This is a genomic window from Alloyangia pacifica (assembly GCF_003111685.1).
Lineage (GTDB): Bacteria > Pseudomonadota > Alphaproteobacteria > Rhodobacterales > Rhodobacteraceae > Salipiger > Salipiger pacificus_A.
Map to the genome: position 1 here is coordinate 364,559 of NZ_CP022189.1, position 18,912 is coordinate 383,470.

Consider the following 18,912-nt stretch of genomic DNA (forward strand, 5'->3'; position numbering starts at 1 on the left):
CCGGCCCTCCCGGAGACTTGTGTCCCGAAGACGCGCGCGGGCTCAGCCGAGCGGGTCGGGCGCTATATTGCCGCCGCAGAGCAGCACGGCGACGCGCTCGCCCGGTTCGGGGCGGTAGGCGCCCGAGCGGAGCGCGGCAAGGGCGGTGGCCCCGGCCGGCTCGACCAACAGGCGGTGAGCCTGCCAGAGCGCGCGCTGCGCCTCGGTGATGGCCTCGTCGGTGACGGTGACGCGACGGGTGAGGTGCCTTCGCGCCAGCTCGAAGCAGAGGCTGCCGATGCGCCGGGCGCCGAGGGCATTGGCGGCGACACCGGAAACCTCGACATCGACCGGCGCGCCGGCCTGCAGCGCGGCATCCAGCGTGCGGGCCTGTTCCGGCTCGACGGCAATGACCCGGCGCGCGCCCTGCAGCCAGGCCAGCGCGCCGCCGATCAACCCACCGCCACCCACGGCGATCAGCACCGTGTCGGCCGCAAGCCCCTGCTGTTCCCACTCGCGCATGACGGTGCCCTGCCCGGCGAGGGTGGGGACGGCGTCATAGGCGTGTACCTGCATCGCGCCGGTCTCGGCCTCATAGGCGCGGGCCTGCTCCAGTGCATTGGCGTACTCACCGGGCACCACGGTGAGCGCCGCGCCGGTGCGCTCGATCAGGGCAATCTTGGCAGGGCCTGCCATCTCGGGCACGAAGATCTGGGCGCGGTGGCCGAGTTGCGTGGCGGCGTAGGCAACTGCGGCCCCGTGGTTGCCACCGGAGGCCGCCACAACCCCGGCGCCCGGCACCGGCAGGCTGAGCAGCGTGTTGAAGGCGCCGCGCGCCTTGAAGCTGCCGGTGTGCTGCATCTGCTCGAGCTTAAGGTCGATCGGCTGATCCCACAGCACCGCGCTGCGCATCACCGGGGTGCGCTGCACATGGGCGCTGCTGCGGTCTGCGGCGGCGGCGATCTCGGCTTTCCAGTCCATTTTCCGTTTTCCCCTGATGCTCTTGGCGCTGCGCACGCTATATTCAGAGTCTGAGCAGAACAAGGACGGCCGACATGAACGACGAACGCCATTCCATTTTCCGCGACGCGGGACGTGACCGCCGGACTGCCGAGCAGATCCCGGATACGCCGCAGACGCGCGCCCCGTCCTACCGACTCGCCTTTGCCGACGAGGCCTTCCTGTGCCGCGAGGAGCTGCGCCCGGTCCGGCTGCAGCTCGAGTTGCTGAAGCCGCAGCTCGAGCTCGACGAGCGGCAGATCGAAAGCACCATCGTGCTGTTCGGCGGGGCGCGGATTCCCGCGCCGGAACACAAGGAAGGCGCGCGGACGCAGACCTTGGCGGACCTGTCGCGCTTCTACGAGGAAGCGCGGCTCTTCGCGCAGGTGATGACTCGCAAGTCGCTGGCCACCGGCAACCGGGAATTCGTCATCACCACCGGCGGCGGGCCGGGCGTGATGGAGGCGGGGAACCGCGGCGCCGAAGAGGTGGGGGGCGTTTCCATCGGGCTCAACATTGTGCTGCCGCACGAACAGGCGCCGAATGCATATGTGACGCCGAACCTGTGTTTCAACTTCCACTATTTCGCGATCCGCAAGATGCATTTCCTGATGCGCGCGCGCGCCATCTGCGTCTTCCCGGGCGGCTTCGGCACGCTCGACGAGATGTTCGAAGCGCTGACCCTGATCCAGACCGGACGCATGGAGCGGGTGCCCTTCCTGCTCTTCGGCCGCGAGTTCTGGGAGACGATCATCAACTGGGAGGCGCTGCAGGAGGCGGGAACGATCAGCCCCGAGGATCTCGATCTCTTCCGTTTCGTCGAAAGCGCGGAAGAAGCGGCGCATCTCATCGAGGAATGGGATCCGGCCCCGGCGCGCAGCGACATCCCCGGCCGGTAAGGCGAGAGCCTCCAGAAGACACGAAGAAGGGGCGCGTGATCCGCGCCCCTTTTTGATGTCTGCCGTTTCGTGCGTCCCGTCGCAAACGCTGCCGGGGCTGCGGTCAGAGCGATTGTTTCTCTTCCGCCTTGGCCGGCACCTCCTCGCTGCGCTCGACCCAGCGCGCGATGATTTCACGGGCGAATGCCTCGTCGCGCTCGCCGATGGCCTGGCGGAGGTCCTTCATGGCAGTCGCGATCTCGAATTCCGACAGGTAGCTCTCCTGCGCGCGCAGGATCTTGTGGTGCGGCGTGGTCAGCATGTCGGTCGAGATCAGCAGTTCTTCATGCAGCTTCTCGCCCGGGCGCAGGCCGGTTACCTTGATCTCGATATCGCCGTCGGGGGTCTCGTCGTCGCGCACCGTGTAGCCGGCGCCCTCGATCATCTGGCGGGCCAGCTTGTGGATCGGCACCGGCTCGCCCATGTCGAGCACGAAGACGTCGCCGCCGCGCGAGAAGGAGCCGGCCAGCAACACCAAGCGCGCGGCTTCCGAAATGGTCATGAAGTAGCGGGTTACCCGGGTGTCGGTGAGAGTGACCGGGCCGCCGCGGGCGATCTGCTCCTCGAAGAGCGGGATCACCGAGCCGGAAGAGCCCAGCACGTTGCCGAAGCGGACCATCGAGAAGCGGGTGTCGCTGCTGCGGGTGGCGAGATCCTGCACCAGCAGTTCGGCGAGGCGCTTCGAGGCGCCCATGACGTTGGTCGGGCGCACGGCCTTGTCAGAGGAAACGAGGATGAAGCGCTCGACCCCGGCCTCGCGGGCGGCCTCCGCGATGACCTTGGTGCCCAGCACGTTGTTGCGCATGCCGGCGATGACGTTGTTCTCGACCAGAGGCAGGTGCTTGTAGGCGGCGGCGTGCAGCACCACGTCGATGCGGTATTGCTCGAGCACGCGGGCGACGAGCGTCTCGTCAAGCACCGAGCCGAGCACGGGGGTGATCTTGAGCCCGTGGCCAGAGAGGTCGCGCAGCTCCTTGTCGATGTTGTAGAGCGCCAGTTCCGAGTGATCGAGCGCGACAATGCACTCGGGCTTGCAGCCGAGCAGCTGACGGCAGAGCTCGGAGCCGATGGAGCCGCCGGCGCCGGTGATCAGAATGCGGCGCCCGGAGTAGGCGTGGCTGACGCCCGGCAGCTCGCTCTCGAGCCGGCCGCGACCAAGCAGGTCATCGAGCGACACCGGCGAGACGCGTTTGCGCAGTTCGCCATCGCCAACCAACTCGGCGAAGGAGGGCAGGGCGTGGACCTCGCAGCCGATGGCGCGAAGCCGGTGGGCGATCCGCGCCAGCTCGGGCGGGCGGATCGAGGGCATGGCGAGCACCACGCGGTCGATGTTGCGGGTCTCGATCAGGTGTTTGACCGTCGAGGGCGCATGCACGCGCAGCCCCGAGACCACCAGCGATTGCAACGTCGGATTGTCGTCGACGAAGCAAACCGGCTCGATGGCTTCGTCCTGGCGCAGCGCCGCGACCAGCTGCTGGCCGGTCTTGCCGGCGCCGTAGATCAGAACCCGCATCCGCGGCTTGGTGCGGCGGTAGGCGACGATGGTGACGTGGCGCAGCGCGATCCGCCAGAAGGCGCTGAGGACCATGAGCAGGATGCCGAAGTTGAAATAGACCGGAATCGCAAGCCCAGGCGAGAGCAGCGCGTCGATGACCAGCGCCGCCACCGCGGTCAGCACCGAGAAGAGCGCGGTGCGGGTGATCGCGCGGGTCTCGAAGGCGTTGAGCTTGATCCGCGGCAATTGCAGGTGCCAGGAGATTGCGCCGCCCGCCAGCATGATCAGGATGACCAGCGGGGTCAGCTGCGCGGCGCTTGGCAGGCCGGCGCGCACCATCGCGTGGAGCATCAGCGCAAGACCGAGCGCCGCGGCGACCATGAAGATATCGAGGCTTAGGAAGATGACCTGCTTCTGGGGGCGAGACAGCGAGATGGCGGAACGGTAGAAGCGCAGCCTTGTCTTGCTGGGGCGAGATCTCGTCTTGGCGGCACCGGTGCGGCTTTTGGAGTTCTGCTGCCTCTTAGTCGTTCGCCGCATTGTTGCTTCTGCCCAAATAGTCTTCAAATACGTTCGTGATCTACGCACTTGCCTAAACATTGGACAAGGGCGGAGATGCAGCTTGCGCACGGAAGAGCGGATTTCTTCCCTAGAATGCGATTTCAATGCCACGAAAATCGGCGGCGGAGAAGGAAAACCCCCGGCATTCCGGGGTTTTGTGGCAAAGTTTGCCGGAAGCGTGGTTATTTCGCAGCATGGGCCCGCCGGTCGCCGCGGCGCAGTGGAAAACAGCCCTTCCCGATATAGGTGGCATGCGATATGACGCGCGCCAGCCTGCATCGCGGGATCCACTCGCGCGCAGCAACCAGGAAGGAGAGCCAGAACCATGGGCTACAAGGTCGTTGTTGCCGGCGCCACGGGGAACGTGGGCCGTGAAATGCTGAACATCCTCGCCGAGCGCGAGTTCCCGGTCGATGAGATCGCCGTGCTTGCATCGCGAAAATCTCTGGGAACCGAGGTGAGCTTCGGCGACAAGACACTCAAGACCCAGGATCTTGCCACCTTCGACTTCACCGGCTGGGACATTGCACTCTTTGCCGTGGGCTCGGGTCCGACCAAGGAGTTCGCCCCCAAGGCGGCGGCCGCGGGCTGCGTGGTGATCGACAACAGCTCGCTTTACCGCTACGACCCGGACGTTCCGCTGATCGTGCCGGAAGTGAACGCCGACGCGGTGCATGGCTATTCGAAAAAGAACATCATCGCGAACCCCAACTGCTCGACCGCGCAGATGGTCGTGGCGCTGAAGCCGCTGCACGACCGCGCCAAGATCAAGCGCGTCGTCGTGTCGACCTACCAGTCGGTTTCGGGCTCGGGCAAGGAAGGCATGGACGAGCTTTGGGAGCAGACCAAGTCGGTCTACAACCCGGTCTCCGAGGTGCCGCCCAAGAAGTACCCCAAGGAAATCGCCTTCAACGTCATTCCGCACATCGACGTCTTCATGGAAGACGGCTCGACCAAGGAAGAGTGGAAGATGGTCGCCGAGACCAAGAAGATCATCGACCCGTCCATCAAGCTGACCGCGACCTGCGTGCGCGTGCCGGTTTTCGTCGGTCACTCGGAAGCGATCAACATCGAGTTCGAGGACTTCCTCGACGAGGACGAGGCGCGTGACATCCTGCGCGAGGCGCCGGGCATCATGGTGATCGATAAGCGCGAAGACGGAGGCTACATCACGCCGAAGGAATGCGTGGGAGATTTCGCCACCTTCATCAGCCGGATCCGCCAGGACAGCACGATCGAGAACGGCCTGAACCTCTGGTGCGTTTCGGACAACCTGCGCAAGGGCGCGGCACTCAATGCCGTTCAGATTGCAGAGGTGCTTGGGCAAAAAGTGCTCAAGAAGGGCTGAGGCTCTCTCAAATCACTAACAAATCGTTAACGCCCGTCCCCGAAAGGGGGCGGGTTTTTTTCGTGTTTATAAGCATTTCGCAGAAATTCGGATCGCACCCCATCCATTGGGATAGGTGGGCCTCGCCCACTGGGAGCAGCACCTACTCCGCCGTCAGGATGGGCGGGCAATGCAGCCGCTGGTAGAAAAGGTGCACCAACAGCGACGGTTTCCGCCGCACCCGCCAGAAGGCGCAGCCAGTCAAAGGAGTGCCGATATGACCATCGATCTCGCAGACGTCGCCCGTGGCCGCCGCATCGTTGCCGTTGCTGCCCGCGACATGTCGCTGCTGAGCCGGCGGAGCCGTCCTATTCCCACCCTGATGGCGCGCCTGCTGCGCGGCTTCCGCCTGCCGGCCTGAAGGGACCAAGGGATTTTTACGAGTGCCGCCTCGGCGACCTGAGGTCGCCACGTAACAAGGCGAGTTATCCCCCGGGGGTGGGGAGTTTCGAGCCCCCATCGACCCTCGTGTCGCGTTGAGTTTCGCCGGCGGCGTTGTTTTGAGTGCCGGCATGGACGCGGGGGTCTCCGAGTGTTTCGGAGTGTGTGTTGTACCAGTAATGGCGGGGCGCGTGGTCGGGTGGTCGCGGGCCCCGCTGGTTCTTTGACGCTCGGCTGACGACCGCCGATCCATTCGCCGAACGATGCCCGTCACAGTCCCCTCGTCACATGCCGTCGCCAATCGTGATCCGGTCGGGGGATGATCCGTGGTACACTCGACGTCTTTTCAGTATGGACGAGATTTGAGCAATGGATAGTTTTGATCGTTCCGGCGCCTTGCCAGCGCCACGTTTCGGCGATTATTCGCCAGTCCTGCCCCCCTCCGACCCCGAGAAACCGCGCGCGCCCGACACATTGCCGGGCGATCTCGATTCCGAGACCGCGGCGCTTCTTCGCATGGTTGTGCTGCCGCAGATCGAAGCCGCCTCCAGTTGGGGCGATCTGGTGATGCGGTTGCGGGAGAAGGGATTCGGTCTCGGCTTTCGCGCCGGGCGGATGATTCTCAACCGGCTCGACAGCGGCGCGGAGATTTGCACGGGGCGCAGCCTCGGCGCGCCCCTGCGGGGTCTGGCGGCGCGGCTCGGGCGCCCGGCGCTTCGGCTCAGCCGCGACGGGCTGAGCGCAAGGCTTCAGGGCTGAGCCGCGGGGCCACTCAGACGACGACGTAGTCGCCGGCTTTCGGGTCGTAACATTCCAGCGATCCGCTGCCGATGTCGTGCCAAAGGCCATGGATCGTCAGGTGCTGCGATTCGACCGCCTCTCGCACGAAGGGGAAGGTCATCAGGTTCTCCAGCGAGACCAGCACCGATTCCTTTTCGAGCGCGCGGGCCATGTCCTCAGGCTTGCGCTCGACCACCCGCTCGTAGCCGGGGCGCAGGATGTCCATCCAGCGGCCCACGAAGCTCGACTTCTCCTCGAGCTGGGGCGCATCGCCCGAGCACATGTCGAGGCAGCCCTTCACGCCGCCGCAGCTCGAGTGGCCCATGACGATGACATGGGCGACCTTGAGCGCGGTGACCGCGTATTCGACCGCCGCCGAGGTGCCGTGCTGTTGACCGTCGGGCTTGTAGGGCGGCACGAGGTTGGCAATGTTGCGGTGAATGAAGAACTCGCCGGTATCCGCCCCGAAAATCGAGGTGACATGCACCCGGCTGTCGCAGCACGAGATGATCATGGCGCGCGGGTGCTGGCCCTCGGAGGCGAGGCGTCGGTACCACGAGGAATTTTCTGCATAGCTGGTTGCCTTCCAGCCCTGGAACCTCTGCACCAGGTAGGCGGGTAGCGGTTTGGCGTTGTGCATCTCGATCCTCCAAGCAACTTGAAGCCTTTGACGGGATACGCGGGATTGTCGCGGAATTCGAGAGAAGAAACGCCATCATCTAACCTTTTGGGAACCGGGGTCCGCTATGACAGCGCTGCCGTGGGGGCGCAGAGATGAGGAGAGGGCGGTGACCAAATCGCTGACGTCCGGCCCGACAGGCGCCAGGGCGGTGTCCCAGATCGCTGTGCTCGCACCCTTCGAGAAGGCCGGACTCGACCCGCAGCCGCTCGAGGAGATCTTCGCCCGGCTCGGCCCCTCCGAGGCGGAAAATGCGCTCTGCCGCGCGATGGAGGAGCTGGCCTACCGTCTTGGTGAGCTTGATCGGGTGCATGCGCAGGGCCGCTGGCACGATGCCTCCCGCCATGCGCGCGAGCTTGGCGGCATCGCGAGATGTCTCGGGATGCAGTCGGTCGCGCGGATTTCCGAGGACGTGCTGACCTGTCTTGGCGATGGCGACGCCGTGGCGCTTGCAGCCACCGTGGCGCGGCTCGGCCGGGTCGGGGAGCGCTCGCTCTACGCCATCTGGGATATGGAGGACCAGGGGGGCTGACATCCGGCGTGCGCCGTCCAGCCCCGGAGCGGCCGCTGTCTCCTCACGCAAGCGTCACCGCCGAACGTCCCGGCGGCCCGCCCCCTTGCGGGTGCCGCTGGCTCCGATAGGCTCGGCGCAAACCGACCAAGGGGACCTTCATGAACCTGACTTTCGCACCCGCCGACGCCGGCGCCCTGCCGTTGCATGTGATCGAGGCCGAGGCGCTGGAGAGCTGGCTGGCAGACCAGCCCGCGCGCGTGCGCACCTGGGTGGAGGCCAGCGGCTTCGCGGGCGAGATCGGCAATGCACTGATGATTCCCGGCGAAAGCGGCGCTCCCGAGGCAGCGCTGCTCGGCTACGGAACCGCCGCGCGCCGCCGCCGTACCCGCTTTGTGCTGGCCGCAGGCGTCACCCGGCTTGCCTGCGGCACTTATCGTGTCGCCTCGGGCCTGCCGGCCGCTGCCGCCGAGGAAGAGGCGCTCGGTTGGCTGCTCGCGGGCTATCGCTTCACGCGCTACGCCGGAGAGGCGCCCGAGATGCCGCGCCTCGTCGCCCCCGAGCGGGTCGATGCGGCAAAACTCGAGGTTCTCGCAGCCGCCGAGGCGCTGACCCGCGACCTGGTGAACACCCCCGCCTCCGACATGGGGCCGGAGCAGCTCGAGGCTGCGGCGCGCAGCCTCGCCGCTGAGTTCAAGGCCGAGATTGAGGTGACCACCGGCGCGGCGCTGCTCGAGAAGAATTTCCCGATGATCCACGCCGTCGGCCGCGCCAGCCCGCGTGCACCGCGGCTGATCGACATGCGCTGGGGCACGTCCGGCCCGAGGCTGACGCTGGTCGGCAAGGGCGTCTGCTTCGACACCGGGGGTCTCAACCTCAAACCCGGCAGCTCCATGGGGCTGATGAAGAAAGACATGGGCGGCGCGGCCAACGTGCTGGGTCTTGCCCGGATGATCATGGCTCTGGGGCTGCAGTTGCAGCTGCGGGTGCTGATCCCGGCGGTGGAGAATTCGGTCAGCGGGGATGCCTTCCGTCCGCAGGACATCCTCACCTCGCGCAAGGGGCTGACGGTCGAGATCAACAACACCGATGCCGAGGGCCGGCTCGTGCTGGCCGACGCGCTGGCGCTGGCGGACGAGGAAAAGCCCGACTTCATCCTGTCGATGGCGACGCTCACCGGCGCCGCCCGGGTTGCGGTCGGCCCCGATCTCGCGCCCTTCTACACCGATGACGAAGGCTTTGCGGCCGCGCTCACCAAGGCCAGCGGCCCGGCTGCGGACCCGGTCTGGCGCCTGCCCTTCTGGGAGCCCTACGAGGACAAGATCGAGCCCGGCATCGCCGATCTCGACAACGCCCCGGCGGGCGGCATGGCGGGCTCGATCACCGCGGCGCTCTTCCTGCGCCGCTTCGTGACCGACACGCCATACGCGCATTTTGACATCTACGCCTGGAATCCCTCTCCCGCCCCGGCGCGGCCCAAGGGGGGGCTGGGGCAGGGGCCGCGCGCCATCCTCGGTGCGCTGCCGCAGGTGCTGGGCCTGTGAAGGACAGCATGCAGATGGACCGCCGCCTGACTCCCGCCAACGGCCGTGTCGCCGCCGCACACCTGCAGGGGCAGGTCGAGGCGCAGTATTTCAGCGCAGGCGAGCCTGCGTCGGTCAGCGCCGCCGTCGCCGACCTGCTCAAATCCCCGGGCGGCGCGCGCGACCGGCAGCTGACCTATGGGGCTGTCGTTACCGTCTACGAGCGCCACGAGGGCTGGGCCTTCGTGCAGGCGCAGGCCGATGGCTTCGTGGGCTACGTCTCGGAGGAGGCGCTTGGCCCGCGCACCGCGCCCACGCACCGCGTCGCCACCCGCGCCACCCACGCCTATGCCGAGGCCAACCTAAAGACGCCCGACCGTGCCTTCCTGACCCTCGGCGCGCGGCTTTGCGTCACCGGTCAATCGGGCAGCTTCCTCGAGACCGACGCAGGGTTCGTCCCCGCCGGCCACCTGCTGCCGCTGGATCGCCCGGAGCCCGACCCGGTCGCCGTCTCGGAACGACTGCTCGGCACGCCGTACCTCTGGGGCGGCAACTCGGCGATGGGCATCGACTGCTCGGGGCTGGTGCAGGCCGGCCTGCACGCCTGCGGTATCGACTGCCCTGGCGACAGCGACCTGCAAGAGCGGGCGCTTGGCGAGACCCTCGCGCCCGGCACCGCCCCGAAGCGCGGCGATCTGCTGTTCTGGAAAGGGCACGTTGCCTGGGTTGCCGATCCGCAGACCCTGCTGCACGCAAACGCCTATCACATGGCCGTCGCCCATGAGCCCATCGCCAGCGCGCTGACGCGCATCGTGACGCAGGGCGACGGCGAAGTCACCCGCCACGCCCGCCTGACCCCGACCGGAGCCTGACATGACCAGCGATCCCTTCTTCCACCCCGTCTCGGGCATGGACCTGCCGCGCTACGCGGGTATCCCCACCTTCATGCGCCTGCCGCTGGTGCAACCGGACCACGCACGTTTCAACGAGGTCGAGATCGGCCTCGTCGGCGTGCCCTGGGACAGCGGAACCACCAACCGCCCCGGCCCGCGCCACGGCCCGCGCCAGCTGCGTGACGCCTCGACGATGATCCGCGCCGAGCACGGGCATTTCGGTATCCGCCCCTTCGAGGTTGCGGCTTGCGCCGATCTCGGCGACGTCGGCCCGAACCCTGTCGACGTCCAGGACAGCATGGCGCGCATCACTGCCTTTTACGATAAGATCGTGGCCGCGGGCATCAGACCGCTCACAGGCGGCGGCGATCATCTCTGCTCGCTGCCTGTCCTGCGCGCTCTCGGCAAGGCAAAGCCGCTCGGCATGGTGCATTTCGACAGCCACACCGACCTCTGGGACAGCTATTTCGGCGGCTTCAAGTACACCCATGGCACGCCTTTCCGCCGCGCGGTGGAAGAGGGGCTGCTCGACCCCAAGCGCATCGTGCAGATCGGCATCCGCGGCCCGATGTACGACCACGAGGACCGCGACTTCGCCAAGGCGGAGGGCATCCGCATCATTCCGATCGAGGAGTTCCACGCCCGCGGCGTGGCCGACGTGATGGCCGAGGCGCGCGAGATCGTCGGCACCCTGCCCACCTATGTCAGCTACGACATCGATTTCGTCGATCCGACCTTCGCCCCCGGCACCGGCACGCCCGAGATCGGCGGGCCGAACTCCTATCAGGCACTGCAGGTCGTGCGCGAGCTGATGGGCTTGAACATCGTGGGTGCGGACCTCGTCGAGGTCTCGCCGCCCTTCGACGCCTCGGGCGGCACCGCTTTCCTCGGGGTGACGATCATGTTCGAGCTGCTCTGCGCCATGGTCGGCAAGGGAAGCTGAGGCATCCGGTCCGCGCGGTCACACCGCGCGGATCATTCCACCGCGCGGATTAGCTTGCGCTCGAGCACCCGCAGCACGGTCTTCAGATCGTGCCCGCGCTTGAGGACCTGCCCCTCCAAGGTGATCACCGCGTATTCGCCCTGCCGCTGGCGCAGCTTGGGGCGTTTCTCGATGCGGTAGAGCGGATGTTCGGCGGTACGTCGGAAGACGGAAAACACCGCCACGTCCCTGAGCGAGGAGATGCCATAGTCGCGCCATTCCCCGGCCGCCACCATGCGGCCATAGAGCGAGAGGATCACGTTCAGCTCGGTCCGGTGAAAGGCAACCACATCGCTGCCCTGTCCCGGAAAGGGTGTCAGGCTGTTCATCTCTCAAAGCTGCGCCCGATGTGGTCACAAATCAAGACCCCGCGCGTCTCTTGTGCGCATAAGCCTTTCTTTTGGACCCGATTATTCCGCGCGGCGCAAGTTGTCTTGTGTCAGCCCGCCGGCTGTCGCGGCGCGTTTCAGGTTCCCGAGAGCATCCGCGAGATGGACAGCGCGTAGCGGTCGGTCATGCCGGAGACGAAATCCGCCAGCCCGTGCAACGCCGCCTCGGGTCCATCGATGGCGCGCAGATCGAGAGAGAGCGCTCGGGCGATCTGCGCCGGATGGCCCTTGAGCGCGGTCTCATCCCATCCCGCCGCAGCCAGCGCTTCGAAGACAGGCAGCACCCCGTCCAGCACATTGCGGATCACCTGGCGGCCCGAGATCTCCAGTTCGGTCTTGCGCCCGGAGGTGAAGATCCTTTCCTGCGCGAGCGTGCCGATCTGCGCGAAGCTCGTGCCGCACTCCGAGACCTCCACCAGAGCGCCGGAAAAGCTGCCGTCCATGATCGCCGCGTAGTTTGCGCGGAAAGCGGCGACGCAGGCCTCGATCGCTCGGCCGATGGCCAGCGCGCGCAGCAGCGCGATCTCCTCGCCCCGGGTGTAGCCGGTGGTGTCGCGATTGGGCCGTCCGGCCAGTTCGGTGAGCGCGTCGCGTACCACGTCGAAGGGCAGGTCGCCCGAGGTGAAGGCGTCTTCGAGATCGACGATGTTGTAGCAGATGTCATCCGCCGCCTCGACGACGAAGACCAGCGGGTGGCGGCGCCACCAGCGGCCCGCGGCGCTTTGCTCCATTGGCAGGCCGCAGCCCTGAGCCACCTCGGCAAAGAGCGGCTCCTCGCCAGCGAAGACGCCGAATTTCTTCAGACCCACGTAGCCCTTGCGCACCGCCTCGGGCAGGTCCGCGCGAGTGGCGGCCGTGGCCGGATACTTCATGAAGGCGCCCAGCACGGCCTTTGACAGGCGCATGCCGCCGGCATTGCGGTACATCTCCAGCCGGGAGACGATGCGAAAGCCCTGCGCGTTGCCCTCGAAGGCGGTGAACTCCGGGCGGAGCGCGGGGTCGAGCGCGCCGCAGAGCCCACGTCCCGCGTCGAAGCGCTCGGCGAACCAGGTGCCGATCGAGTCCTCGCCGGAATGGCCAAAGGGCGGATTCCCGATGTCATGCGCCGCGCAGGCGGCGTGCACCACGTTTGCAAGGCTGTGATCCTCATGCGGGGCGATCTCGCCCTGTTCGATCAGCCACTGCCCGATGTGCATCGCAAGCGAGCGCCCAACGCTGCCAACCTCGACCGAATGGATCAGCCGGTGGTGGATGTGGTCGTTTTCGTAGAGCGGGTGAACCTGGGTCTTGTTGGCCAGACGGCGGAAGGGGGCCGAAAAGACGATGCGGTCATGGTCCTGCACGAAGATCGACCGGTTGCGCCCCTCGATGTAGCTCGGATCGCGCAGCCGTTCGGCGCAAAGAAGCTCGGTCCACAACATCGCTTGTTCCCCGCTTTGGTCCGCTGCACACCTAGCCGAGCCGGCGCAGAGGGGAAAGACGCGCGTTCTTCTCGTCAGAGATATGCGCGCGGAGGCTGCGCAGCTGGTGGGAGTCGAGCCCCAGAACAGAGGGCACTCATCGCTGCGCGGACACGAAAGTTTCCGATCCGCTCCACGCCGCGCAAGCAATCACCAAAAAGCGACGCAATGGGTTCATTTCACGTCTTGCTCGAATCCGCGCGCTCCCATAGATGCAGCAGCGGGACACCCTTCCCCAACGAAGGGCGACTATCTGTAAGGTTAGAGATAAATGGCTAGACCCCAACCGTCCGCGCGGCCGGCAAACCCGCGCTTTTCTTCCGGCCCCTGTGCCAAGATCCCCCATTTCTCGCTGGACATGCTGTCCGATGCTCCGCTCGGTCGTTCGCACCGCGCCAAGGTCGGCAAGGACAAGCTGAAGGCTGCCATCGAAGGCACCCGCGAGATCCTGAACATTCCCGCCGACTACAAGATCGGCATCGTCCCCGCCTCGGACACCGGTGCGGTTGAAATGGCGATGTGGTCGATGCTCGGCGCCCGCAAGGCCGAGATGCTGGCCTGGGAATCCTTCGGCGCGGGCTGGGTCACCGATGTGGTGAAACAGCTGAAGATCGACGCCGAGGTGAAGACCGCCGACTACGGCCAGATCGTCGACCTCGCGACGGTGAACTTCGACAATGACGTCGTCTTCACCTGGAACGGCACCACCTCGGGCGTGCGCGTTCCCAGCGGCGACGCGATCCCCGCAGACCGCGCCGGCCTGACCATCTGCGACGCGACCTCGGCCGCCTTCGCGCAGGACTTGCCCTGGGACAAGCTCGACGTCACCACCTTCTCCTGGCAGAAGGTGATGGGCGGCGAAGCGGCGCACGGTATCCTCGTGCTGAGCCCCCGCGCCGTCGAGCGGCTGGAAAACTACACCCCCGCCTGGCCGCTGCCGAAGATCTTCCGCCTCACAAAGGGCGGCAAGCTGATCGAGGGCATCTTCGTCGGCGAGACGATCAACACCCCGTCGATGCTGGCGGTCGAGGATTACCTCGTCGCGCTCGAGTGGGCGCGCAAGGTCGGTGGCCTCAAGGGGCTGCAGGAGCGGGCGGACACCAACGCAAAGGTTCTCTGGGACTTCTGCGATCGTCACGACTGGATCGCCAACCTCGCCGAGGATGATGCCACCCGGTCCAATACCTCGGTGTGCCTGAAGTTCGCCGACGACCGGATCAAGGATGGCGCGGCCTTTGCCAAGGCGGTGGCTAAGAAGCTCGAGACCTACCACGTCGCCTACGACATCGGTGCCTATCGCGACGCCCCGGCGGGCCTGCGCATCTGGTGCGGTGCCACCGTGGAAAGCGCCGACATCGAGGCGCTGACGCTGTGGCTCGAATGGGCCTTCGAGACCGAGATCGAGGCACAGGCCGAGACGGCCTGATCCCCAAGATTTGACGAAATCGCGGGACCGCGCGGGCGGTCCCGTCTCTCCTCGCATCCAGATTTTCCCCCGAAAGGACCGCTGTCATGGCTCCCAAGGTTCTCATCTCCGACAAGCTTTCCGACGCTGCCGTTCAGATCTTCCGCGATCGCGGTATCGAGGTCGATTTCCGCCCCGAGCTGGGCAAGGACAAGGAGGCGCTCGCCGCCGTGATTGGCGACTACGATGGTCTCGCCATCCGCTCGGCCACCAAGGTCACCCCCTCGATCCTCGAGAATGCCACTCGACTGAAGGTCGTCGGCCGCGCGGGCATCGGCACCGACAATATCGACAAGGAAGCCGCGTCGAAGAAGGGTGTCATCGTGATGAACACCCCCTTTGGCAACATGATCACCACTGCCGAGCACGCCATCGCGATGATGTTCGCCGTCGCCCGCCAGCTGCCCGAGGCCTCCGCCTCGACCCACGCAGGCAAGTGGGAAAAGTCGAAGTTCATGGGCGTCGAGCTGACCGGCAAGACCCTCGGCGTGATCGGTGCCGGCAACATCGGCGGCATCGTCTGCGACCGGGCCCGCGGCCTGAAGATGAAGGTCGTGGCCTATGATCCCTTCCTGGGCCACGAGAAGGCCGACAAGATGGGTGTGGAGAAGGTCGAGCTCGACGAACTGCTGGCACGCGCCGACTTCATCACGCTGCACGTGCCGCTGACCGACCAGACCCGCAACATCCTTGGCCGCGAGAACCTCGCGAAGACCAAGAAGGGCGTGCGGATCATCAACTGCGCCCGCGGTGGCCTTGTCGACGAGGAGGCACTGGCCGAGCTGCTGAAGTCGGGCCACGTCGCCGGCGCCGCCTTCGACGTCTTCGCCCAGGAGCCCGCCACCGAGAACCCGCTGTTCAATCTGCCCAACGTGGTCTGCACACCGCACCTTGGCGCCTCGACCACCGAAGCTCAGGAGAACGTCGCGCTGCAGGTGGCCGAACAGATGGCCGACTACCTGCTGACGGGTGCCGTGACCAACGCGCTGAACATGCCCTCGGTGACGGCCGAGGAAGCCAAGGTCATGGGGCCGTGGATCAAGCTTGCTGGCCACCTCGGCAATTTCATCGGCCAGATGACCGACGAGGCGATTACCGCGATCAACATCCTCTATGATGGCTCTGTTGCCGAGATGAACCTGCCGGCGCTGAACTGCTCGCTGATCGCAGGCATCATGAAGACCATCTCGCCCGAGGTGAACATGGTCTCGGCCCCGGTGATCGCGAAGGAGCGCGGCATCCAGATCTCGACCACCAACCAGGAACAGTCGGGCGCCTTCGACGGCTACATCAAGGTGACCGTGGTCACCGAGAAGCGCGAGCGTTCGGTCGCGGGCACCGTGTTCTCGGATGGCAAACCGCGCTTCATCCAGATCAAGGGCATCAACATCGAGGCCGAGGTGGGAGAGCACATGCTCTACACCACCAACAAGGACGTGCCGGGCATCATCGGCAAGCTGGGCTCGATGCTGGGCGACCACAAGGTCAACCTCGCGAACTTCACTCTCGGCCGCGCCGCGGCGGGGGGCGAGGCGATCGCCATTGCCTACCTCGACGAGGCGATCGACGAGGGCGTGGTGTCCGCGCTGCGCGATACCGGCCTCTTCCAGCAGGTGAAACCGTTGGAATTCGAAGTCGCCTGATAAGAAGGCCAAAGGCCGAAGGTACGACAGGGACAGAGAAGACAGGGGCGCCTCGCGGGGCGCCCCTTTTTCGTGAGGTCGCGCCCCTGCGCAGGTTTAGCGGTGCGCCCGCCCTTGCCTCCCCCGGCGCCGGGGTCCAAGTAGACCCTACGGAAAGGACCTCTCATCATGCCCATATTCGTCATCGGTGACATTCATGGCCATATCGACCGGCTACATGAAGCGCTCGAGTACATCGCAAACGACGCCCACGCCGGCGCGCCCATCGTCTTCCTGGGCGATTACGTCGACCGCGGACCCGACTCCCGCGCGGTGATCGAGTTGCTGATGCAGGGGCAGGCCGAGGGCCGGCCCTGGACCTGCCTGATGGGCAACCACGACCGCTTCCTGCTCCGCTACCTGGGCAATCCGCGCTACATGGACCCCAACGTTTCGCGTCCGCTGCTCTGGACCGATCCGCCGCTGGGCGGGGCGCGCACGCTGGCCTCTTACGGAGTGGATGTGAGCGAGGGGCGCGACCTTAACGACATCCATGCCGATGCGCTGGAGGCGGTCCCACAGGCCCACCGCGACTGGATCGCGAACCTGCCGCGTCTGCATGAGACCGAAGAGCACATCTTCGTCCACGCCGGGCTGCGACCGGGGGTGCTGCTGAACTACCAGAAGGAGGATGATCTGGTGTGGATCCGCGCGCCCTTCCTCGACTGGCAGGGCGATTGGGGGCGGCTGGTGGTGCATGGCCACACGGCGCTCGACGCGCCGCAGCTCTATTCGAACCGTCTCAACATGGATGGCGGAGCAGGCTACGGGCGTCCGCTCCGACCGGGTCTGCTACTGGGCCCCGAGGCCTTTGTGCTCGGCCCCGGAGGACGCGTCCGGCTTTAGGACACACCAGGCCTCGTATTGCGACAGGAACACCTGCCCGGAGAGTTCGTGCAGGAAGTGAGAGCGCTTGAGTCGGTCCATCACCGGGCCCTTCACCTCGGTCAGGTGCAGGGTGATACCCTGTTCCGACAGGCGCCGGTTGATCTCTTCCAGCGTCTCCAGCGCGCTCATGTCGACCTCGTTCACCGCCGGGAACATCAGCACCACGTGGCGCAGGTTCTGGCACTCGGCGACGCGGCTCAGCACGTATTCCTCGAGAAAGCGCGCGTTGACGAAATAGAGGCTCTCGTCCACCCGCAGGGTCAGCACGCCCGGCAGGGTCTCGACCTCGTGGCGCAGCACGTTGCGGAAGTGATGTGTGCCCGGCACCAGACCGACCTCGGCCACATGCGGCTTGGACGTCTTGTAGAGATGCAGCAGGATCGACAGCAGCACACCCGCCGAGACGCCGACCTCGACGCCGACAAGCAGGGTCAGCACGATGGTGGCTGAAACGGCGGTGAAGTCGACCTTGGAGTAGGTCCAGGTCTTCTTGAGGATCGAGAAATCGACGAGGCTCAGCACCGCGACGATGATCGTAGCGGCCAGCGTGGCCTTGGGCAGGAAGAACAACAGCGGCGTCAGGAGCAGCGTCGCAAGGCCGATCCCCACGGCGGTATAGGCGCCCGCGGCGGGGGTCTCGGCGCCCGCGTCGAAGTTCACCACCGAGCGCGAGAAGCCCCCCGTGACCGGGAAGCCGCCCGAGAGCGCCGAGCCGATGTTCGAGGCGCCGAGGCCAACCAGTTCCTGGTCCGGATCGATCCGCTGGCGGCGCTTTGCGGCGAGGGTCTGGGCGACCGAGACCGACTCCACGAAGCCGATGATCGAGATCAGGATCGCTGGCATCAGCAGCGTCTTCCACATGCCCAGGTCAAAGGAGGGCACCGAGAAGGGCGGCAGGCCCGTCGGCACATCTCCTACGACCTTCACACCCATCTCGTTCAGGCCGAGACCCCAGGTGAGCAGCGTGGTCACAGCAACCGCGGCGACGGGTCCGGCCTTTGCGAGGATATCGGCCATCCGCGGACCGAACCCCATCTTCCGGAGCATCGGCTTCAGCCCTTTGCGGACCCAGAACAGGAAGGCCGTGGCGGCGACCCCGATTGCCAGTGTGATGCCGTTGGTCTCGGGCAGGTGGGCAATCAGCGCGCCGACAAGATCGACCAGCGTGTGGCCCTCGGCGCTGATGCCGAAGATATGCTTGAGCTGCGAGGCGGCGATCAGCACGCCCGAGGCGGTGATGAAACCGGCGATCACCGGGTGGCTGAGGAAGTTGGCCAAAAAGCCGAGGCGCAGCACACCAATGGCCACCAGAAAGACGCCGGAGATGAAGGCCAGGGTGACCGCGGCGAGCGCGATCTGCGCGGGATCGCTGAGCCCGAGCTGCCCGATCGCCGCGGCGGTCATCAGCGACACCACGGCCACGGGGCCCACGGCCAGCGCCCGGCTGGTGCCGAAGATCGCATAGGCCACCAGCGGCAGGATCGAGGCATAAAGCCCCATCTCGGCGGGCAGCCCGGCAAGCAGGGCATAGGCCAGCGACTGCGGGATCAGCATGATTGTCACGATGACCGCGGCCACGAGGTCCGAGGTCGCAGTGTCTCGATCGTAGGTTCGCGCCCAGTCGAGGATCGGCAGGTAGCGGGTCAGGCGGGGAAGTCGCATGGGCAAGGTCCTGAATTGCGCGTTCCCCAAGAGGAGTCGGGGATGTGATACCTATATATTCAATAAAGGGAATTTGTGAAGGGCGAAACTCATGTTCCGCGGCAATTCCATCGCGAAGAACATTGTCCGCGTAAAGGTTTAATTTCCAGAAGAATATCTTGCCTAGACCCTCACGATCTGGGAACTGCCCAGCCACGTTCTCCCGCCCAGCGAGACCGTCCAGGTCACCAGCGGCAGAGGCTTCTCCTAACCAGCTTA

Annotated in this window: 17 protein-coding genes; 11 read left to right on the forward strand and 6 right to left on the reverse strand. The window is 66.0% G+C overall.

Annotated elements, in window-relative coordinates; all coding sequences use genetic code 11:
- Positions 1-42 precede the first annotated feature (42 nt).
- Complete coding sequence (locus CEW88_RS01730) at positions 43-960, reverse strand: threonine/serine dehydratase (RefSeq protein WP_108964415.1); 918 nt, start codon at positions 958-960, stop codon at positions 43-45.
- 74 nt (positions 961-1,034) lie between these two features.
- On the opposite strand from CEW88_RS01730, the gene CEW88_RS01735 reads away from it, so the two are divergent.
- Complete coding sequence (locus tag CEW88_RS01735) at positions 1,035-1,877, forward strand: LOG family protein (protein WP_108964416.1); 843 nt, start codon at positions 1,035-1,037, stop codon at positions 1,875-1,877.
- A gap of 103 nt (positions 1,878-1,980) precedes the next feature.
- Here the strand turns inward: CEW88_RS01735 and CEW88_RS01740 are convergent, their stop codons facing one another.
- The gene (locus tag CEW88_RS01740; protein ID WP_108964417.1) at positions 1,981-3,951 is read right to left on the reverse strand and encodes a nucleoside-diphosphate sugar epimerase/dehydratase; all 1,971 of its coding nucleotides are present in this window, start codon (positions 3,949-3,951) and stop codon (positions 1,981-1,983) included.
- Between the two features lie 346 nt (positions 3,952-4,297).
- Between CEW88_RS01740 and CEW88_RS01745 the strand changes: the two genes are divergently transcribed.
- The 3 genes from CEW88_RS01745 (at position 4,298) to CEW88_RS01750 (ending at position 6,499) form a co-directional block, all read left to right on the forward strand.
- Positions 4,298-5,320, forward strand: a complete 1,023-nt coding sequence (locus CEW88_RS01745) for an aspartate-semialdehyde dehydrogenase (RefSeq protein WP_108964418.1) — start codon at positions 4,298-4,300, stop codon at positions 5,318-5,320.
- A gap of 256 nt (positions 5,321-5,576) precedes the next feature.
- Entirely contained in the window at positions 5,577-5,720 is a 144-nt protein-coding gene (locus tag CEW88_RS24410; protein WP_159099528.1) for a hypothetical protein, read from the forward strand.
- Between the two features lie 389 nt (positions 5,721-6,109).
- Entirely contained in the window at positions 6,110-6,499 is a 390-nt protein-coding gene (locus CEW88_RS01750) for a hypothetical protein (protein ID WP_254694422.1), read from the forward strand.
- A gap of 13 nt (positions 6,500-6,512) precedes the next feature.
- Here the strand turns inward: CEW88_RS01750 and CEW88_RS01755 are convergent, their stop codons facing one another.
- Positions 6,513-7,160: a carbonic anhydrase gene (locus CEW88_RS01755; RefSeq protein WP_108964419.1), complete on the reverse strand. Its 648-nt coding sequence runs from the start codon at positions 7,158-7,160 to the stop codon at positions 6,513-6,515.
- A gap of 148 nt (positions 7,161-7,308) precedes the next feature.
- Between CEW88_RS01755 and CEW88_RS01760 the strand changes: the two genes are divergently transcribed.
- The 4 genes from CEW88_RS01760 (at position 7,309) to speB (ending at position 11,069) form a co-directional block, all read left to right on the forward strand.
- Positions 7,309-7,731 carry a hypothetical protein gene (locus CEW88_RS01760; RefSeq protein ID WP_254694423.1) on the forward strand — a complete coding sequence of 141 codons (423 nt, stop codon included), beginning with the start codon at positions 7,309-7,311 and terminating at the stop codon, positions 7,729-7,731.
- Positions 7,732-7,871: 140 nt separating this feature from the next.
- Positions 7,872-9,254, forward strand: a complete 1,383-nt coding sequence (locus tag CEW88_RS01765; protein ID WP_108964420.1) for a leucyl aminopeptidase family protein — start codon at positions 7,872-7,874, stop codon at positions 9,252-9,254.
- A 14-nt stretch (positions 9,255-9,268) separates the two neighbouring features.
- Positions 9,269-10,105, forward strand: a complete 837-nt coding sequence (locus CEW88_RS01770; RefSeq protein WP_108967485.1) for a C40 family peptidase — start codon at positions 9,269-9,271, stop codon at positions 10,103-10,105.
- Between the two features lies 1 nt (position 10,106).
- Positions 10,107-11,069, forward strand: coding sequence for an agmatinase (gene speB / locus CEW88_RS01775; protein WP_108964421.1), 963 nt, complete (start codon positions 10,107-10,109; stop codon positions 11,067-11,069).
- Positions 11,070-11,101: 32 nt separating this feature from the next.
- Here speB and CEW88_RS01780 read toward each other — a convergent pair whose 3' ends face one another.
- Positions 11,102-11,437: a DUF2794 domain-containing protein gene (locus CEW88_RS01780; protein ID WP_108964422.1), complete on the reverse strand. Its 336-nt coding sequence runs from the start codon at positions 11,435-11,437 to the stop codon at positions 11,102-11,104.
- 137 nt (positions 11,438-11,574) lie between these two features.
- Positions 11,575-12,918 (reverse strand): dGTP triphosphohydrolase, encoded by a 1,344-nt coding sequence (dgt, locus tag CEW88_RS01785; protein WP_108964423.1) that lies wholly within the window; start codon positions 12,916-12,918, stop codon positions 11,575-11,577.
- A 310-nt stretch (positions 12,919-13,228) separates the two neighbouring features.
- Here dgt and CEW88_RS01790 point away from each other — a divergent pair, with 310 nt between their 5' ends.
- The 3 genes from CEW88_RS01790 to CEW88_RS01800 all read left to right on the forward strand — a co-directional run bounded on the left by CEW88_RS01790 (position 13,229) and on the right by CEW88_RS01800 (position 16,950).
- Entirely contained in the window at positions 13,229-14,383 is a 1,155-nt protein-coding gene (locus tag CEW88_RS01790; protein ID WP_108964424.1) for a phosphoserine transaminase, read from the forward strand.
- 86 nt (positions 14,384-14,469) lie between these two features.
- Positions 14,470-16,065, forward strand: coding sequence for a phosphoglycerate dehydrogenase (gene serA, locus CEW88_RS01795; RefSeq protein WP_108964425.1), 1,596 nt, complete (start codon positions 14,470-14,472; stop codon positions 16,063-16,065).
- A gap of 168 nt (positions 16,066-16,233) precedes the next feature.
- A complete protein-coding gene (locus CEW88_RS01800) occupies positions 16,234-16,950 on the forward strand; it encodes a metallophosphoesterase (RefSeq protein WP_368074599.1) in 717 nt (238 codons plus the stop codon).
- Here CEW88_RS01800 and CEW88_RS01805 read toward each other — a convergent pair.
- Positions 16,897-18,654 (reverse strand): SulP family inorganic anion transporter, encoded by a 1,758-nt coding sequence (locus tag CEW88_RS01805; RefSeq protein ID WP_108964427.1) that lies wholly within the window; start codon positions 18,652-18,654, stop codon positions 16,897-16,899. The genes CEW88_RS01800 and CEW88_RS01805 overlap by 54 nt on opposite strands.
- Positions 18,655-18,912: the final 258 nt, after the last annotated feature.

Bases quoted from the DNA above. Each gene is read 5' to 3' on its own strand.
- CEW88_RS01770 (WP_108967485.1), top strand. From the start codon at position 9,269: ATGGACCGCCGCCTGACTCCCGCCAACGGCCGTGTCGCCGCCGCACAC.
- CEW88_RS01790 (WP_108964424.1), top strand. From the start codon at position 13,229: ATGGCTAGACCCCAACCGTCCGCGCGGCCGGCAAACCCGCGCTTTTCT.
- CEW88_RS01730 (WP_108964415.1), bottom strand. From the start codon at position 960: ATGGACTGGAAAGCCGAGATCGCCGCCGCCGCAGACCGCAGCAGCGCC.
- CEW88_RS24410 (WP_159099528.1), top strand. From the start codon at position 5,577: ATGACCATCGATCTCGCAGACGTCGCCCGTGGCCGCCGCATCGTTGCC.
- CEW88_RS01755 (WP_108964419.1), bottom strand. From the start codon at position 7,160: ATGCACAACGCCAAACCGCTACCCGCCTACCTGGTGCAGAGGTTCCAG.
- CEW88_RS01735 (WP_108964416.1), top strand. From the start codon at position 1,035: ATGAACGACGAACGCCATTCCATTTTCCGCGACGCGGGACGTGACCGC.
- CEW88_RS01800 (WP_368074599.1), top strand. From the start codon at position 16,234: ATGCCCATATTCGTCATCGGTGACATTCATGGCCATATCGACCGGCTA.
- CEW88_RS01780 (WP_108964422.1), bottom strand. From the start codon at position 11,437: ATGAACAGCCTGACACCCTTTCCGGGACAGGGCAGCGATGTGGTTGCC.
- serA (WP_108964425.1), top strand. From the start codon at position 14,470: ATGGCTCCCAAGGTTCTCATCTCCGACAAGCTTTCCGACGCTGCCGTT.
- dgt (WP_108964423.1), bottom strand. From the start codon at position 12,918: ATGTTGTGGACCGAGCTTCTTTGCGCCGAACGGCTGCGCGATCCGAGC.
- speB (WP_108964421.1), top strand. From the start codon at position 10,107: ATGACCAGCGATCCCTTCTTCCACCCCGTCTCGGGCATGGACCTGCCG.
- CEW88_RS01750 (WP_254694422.1), top strand. From the start codon at position 6,110: ATGGATAGTTTTGATCGTTCCGGCGCCTTGCCAGCGCCACGTTTCGGC.
- CEW88_RS01805 (WP_108964427.1), bottom strand. From the start codon at position 18,654: ATGCGACTTCCCCGCCTGACCCGCTACCTGCCGATCCTCGACTGGGCG.
- CEW88_RS01740 (WP_108964417.1), bottom strand. From the start codon at position 3,951: ATGCGGCGAACGACTAAGAGGCAGCAGAACTCCAAAAGCCGCACCGGT.
- CEW88_RS01745 (WP_108964418.1), top strand. From the start codon at position 4,298: ATGGGCTACAAGGTCGTTGTTGCCGGCGCCACGGGGAACGTGGGCCGT.
- CEW88_RS01765 (WP_108964420.1), top strand. From the start codon at position 7,872: ATGAACCTGACTTTCGCACCCGCCGACGCCGGCGCCCTGCCGTTGCAT.